The sequence below is a fragment of the Cupriavidus sp. IDO genome (assembly GCF_000812465.1).
Classification (GTDB): domain Bacteria; phylum Pseudomonadota; class Gammaproteobacteria; order Burkholderiales; family Burkholderiaceae; genus Cupriavidus.
The window spans coordinates 1-2812 of the sequence record NZ_JWMA01000094.1 but is presented as its reverse complement, the minus strand read 5'-3'; the positions used below and the strand labels follow the sequence as shown (position 1 = coordinate 2812).

The following is a 2812-nucleotide window of genomic DNA, read 5'->3' as shown; positions in this document are numbered from 1 at the left end:
TGCGTATTCCGGTGATTGTGACCGGTCATTCCGGCATCGTGACCACGGATTCCGTTTTATCGTGACCGCTGTGTCCCTGCGGTTTCCGGTTGATTGTGACCGGCAATTCCGGTGTCGTGACCGGTGATCGGCTGAGGGTGTTGCGCGGGGACGGATTCTACTCTGCCAGGCTAGGCAGTGGGGTTGCCGCTGGATGTGGCGCTCGTTTTTTGAGCAGTCTTTCTCATTGAGTCGCCGGCCAGAGTGATGCGGTGAATGCGGTGCATCAGGCGATCGAGAATCGCGTCGGCAATGGTGGGGTCGCCGATCCAGCCATGCCAGTGTTCGACCGGCAACTGGCAGGTGATGAGCAGCCCGCGGCTGCCGCCGCGATCGTCAATGAGTTCAAGCAGGTCATTGCGAGTGGTCGGGTCCAGCGGTGCCACCGCCCAGTCGTCCAGCACGATCAGGTCGGTCTTGGCCATCTGCAGCAGCCATTTGCCGAAGCCACCGCTGCCATGCAGGATACGTAGCTCTTCGGCCAGCCTGGGCACGCGCAGGTAAGCGACGGAGTGCCCGCGGCGGCAGGCGTACTGCGCCAGCGCGCAGGCCAGCCAGGTCTTGCCGACGCCGGTCGGGCCACCGATCAGGACGGTATGTCCGGTTGCGATCCAGTCGGACAGCACGAGGCTCGTGAGCTGCTTCCGATCAATGCCGCGGCCTGCGCGGGCGTCGAGGTCTTCGATCGCGGCGTGGGGGTACTTGAGGCGGGCACGCTGCAAGAGACGGGCAAGCTTGCGGTCATTGCGCCAAAGCAATTCGCGGTCGATCAGCAGCGCCAGCCGTTCCTCGAAGGCGAGCGCGCTGGCGCCGGGCTGGGCAAGCTGTTCTTCCAGGGCGGCGGCAAAGCCGTCGAGCTTGAGTGAGCGCAGTTGCGCGAGCGTGGTATGGGTCATCATGAGATTGGGTTCCGGTTGTGAGCGCCGGGCAAGCAAGATCGACTGCGGGTGCTGCCCAGCGGTGTGCGAAGGCCATAGAGGCGAATCGCGGGAGTTAGTGCTGCCTGGCAGACGGCGTCACTGGTAGTAGCTGGGGCCGCGCAGGTGTGCGTGGTCGGGACTGACCCACTCGGCAGGAGGGGCCGCGGTCAGCCGATCGCGATCGGTTTCGAGCACGTTCTTGACGTGGCGGTACTGATAGGCGCCGAGCTCCAGCGCAATCGCACAGGCTGCCTCGAGGCGTTCCTTGCCATAGCGTTTGGCCAGGCTCAGCAACCCCAGACAGGCGCGGTAGCCGTGTTCAGGATGCTTGTGCTGCTCGAGCAGCCGGCGCACGACGGCGCCTGCGGCGCCACCGATCTGCTCACCCCAGCGGATGAGGCGCTGCGGCGTCCATTCCAGGTGGGCGCGGTGGGCGGCGGGCAGATGCTCCGGCACCGTGGTGAAGCCACCGGCGGCTGCACGCGCATGAACGGCCACGCGCTGGCCACGGTGCAGCAGTTCGACCGCGTGCGCGGTGATGCGCGCGTCCAGCGTCTGGCCAACCAGGGCATGCGGCACGCTGTAGCGATGCTTGTTGATCTCGACGTGCTGGTCGATATGGACCTTGACGGTGCGGAACCTGGCGACCTCATAAGGGACCGCGGGCAACGGGCGTAACGCCGGCGCATCCAGGGCCGCGAAGGCGCTGGCGCGGCTGCCCGGAAGCTTCTGGAAGGGGCGCTCATTGAGTGCGGGCAGCAACGCTGCAATCGCACGGTCGACCGCATGCACGGTCTCGAAACGCTGATGGCGCAGTCGTGCGAGGATCCAACGTTCTACGATCTGTACTGCCACCTCAACCTTCGCCTTGTCCTGCGGACGCCGTGCACGGGCAGGGAGCACCGAGGTGCCGTAATGGCGCGCGAAGTCGAGCACAGTCTCGTTAGCGCGCGGCTCATAACGGTCGGCGTTGGCAATCAAGGCGCGCGGGTTATCTGGGACGATCAGTTCTGGGCTGCCGCCGATAAAGCTCAGGGCGCGCACCATCGAGGCGATCCAGTCCACCATCGTCTCGCGTGGCGTGGCGCATGCGAATGTGTAGCTCGACGCGCCGAGCGCCGCCACAAACACGTGGGCGCGGCCGCCGTCGGCCACGGCGATGGTCGGTCCGGCATAGTCGACGAACAGCTTCTCCCCGGCCTTGTGGGTCTGCCGCATCGAGCGCTTCAGGCTCTTGGCCCAGGCGTGGTACCGCTCGCAGAATTGCGTGTGGCGGTAGGTCTTGCCGCCGGGATGCGCCTCGACATATTCCTGCCACAGCAGGGTCAGCGTCACGCCCTTGCGGCGCAGTTCCTGGTGGATGCGGGCATAGTCCGGCGGCACGTAAGCGCTTTTGCGTGCGCTGGGCAGTAGGCGCGCGGCGATTGCAGCCTCGTCGAGCTCGCGTAGCTCAGTCCATGCCAGTCCGGCCTCAGAGGCCAGCGACACATACTTGGACACCACTCCTTTGGAGACTTGCAGCGCCGCGGCAATACTGGCGTGCGACAGTCCGGACTCGTGTTTGAGTCGTAACACGTCTTTGATCATGCGTATCGTCATGGGGGGCTTGGGCATCGCTTCTCCGTGCAAAAACGCAGAAGGTTATCCACAGCCTGGGTTGAACAATACGCAACATCCCCACCCGGACCAGCTCGAGCAGGACATCACCATTTCAGCGGTGAGATCCCTCCCCGGCGACCTGGTCACGATCGCCGGAACGGCTGGTCACGATAAACCGGAAATGCCGGTCACGATGCCGGAATCCGTGGTCACGATAATCCGGAATGACTGGTCACGATCGGCCGGAATACGCA

3 protein-coding genes are annotated in these 2812 nt (G+C 64.8%); 1 reads left to right on the top strand and 2 read right to left on the bottom strand.

Translation table 11 applies throughout. The features are described from left to right. Window positions 1-170 precede the first annotated feature (170 nt). Together istB and istA are read right to left on the bottom strand one after the other, a co-directional pair. Window positions 171-938: an IS21-like element helper ATPase IstB gene (gene istB, locus RM96_RS24190; RefSeq protein ID WP_039014264.1), complete on the bottom strand. Its 768-nt coding sequence runs from the start codon at window positions 936-938 to the stop codon at window positions 171-173. Between the two features lie 117 nt (window positions 939-1055). Further along, window positions 1056-2573, bottom strand: a complete 1518-nt coding sequence (gene istA, locus RM96_RS24185) for an IS21 family transposase (RefSeq protein WP_039014263.1) — start codon at window positions 2571-2573, stop codon at window positions 1056-1058. Here istA and RM96_RS40200 point away from each other — a divergent pair. Next, window positions 2545-2812, top strand: a 268-nt coding sequence (locus tag RM96_RS40200; protein ID WP_238587396.1) for a hypothetical protein, incomplete at its 3' end; no start/stop codon positions are given. The two genes, istA and RM96_RS40200, sit on opposite strands and share 29 nt — an antisense overlap.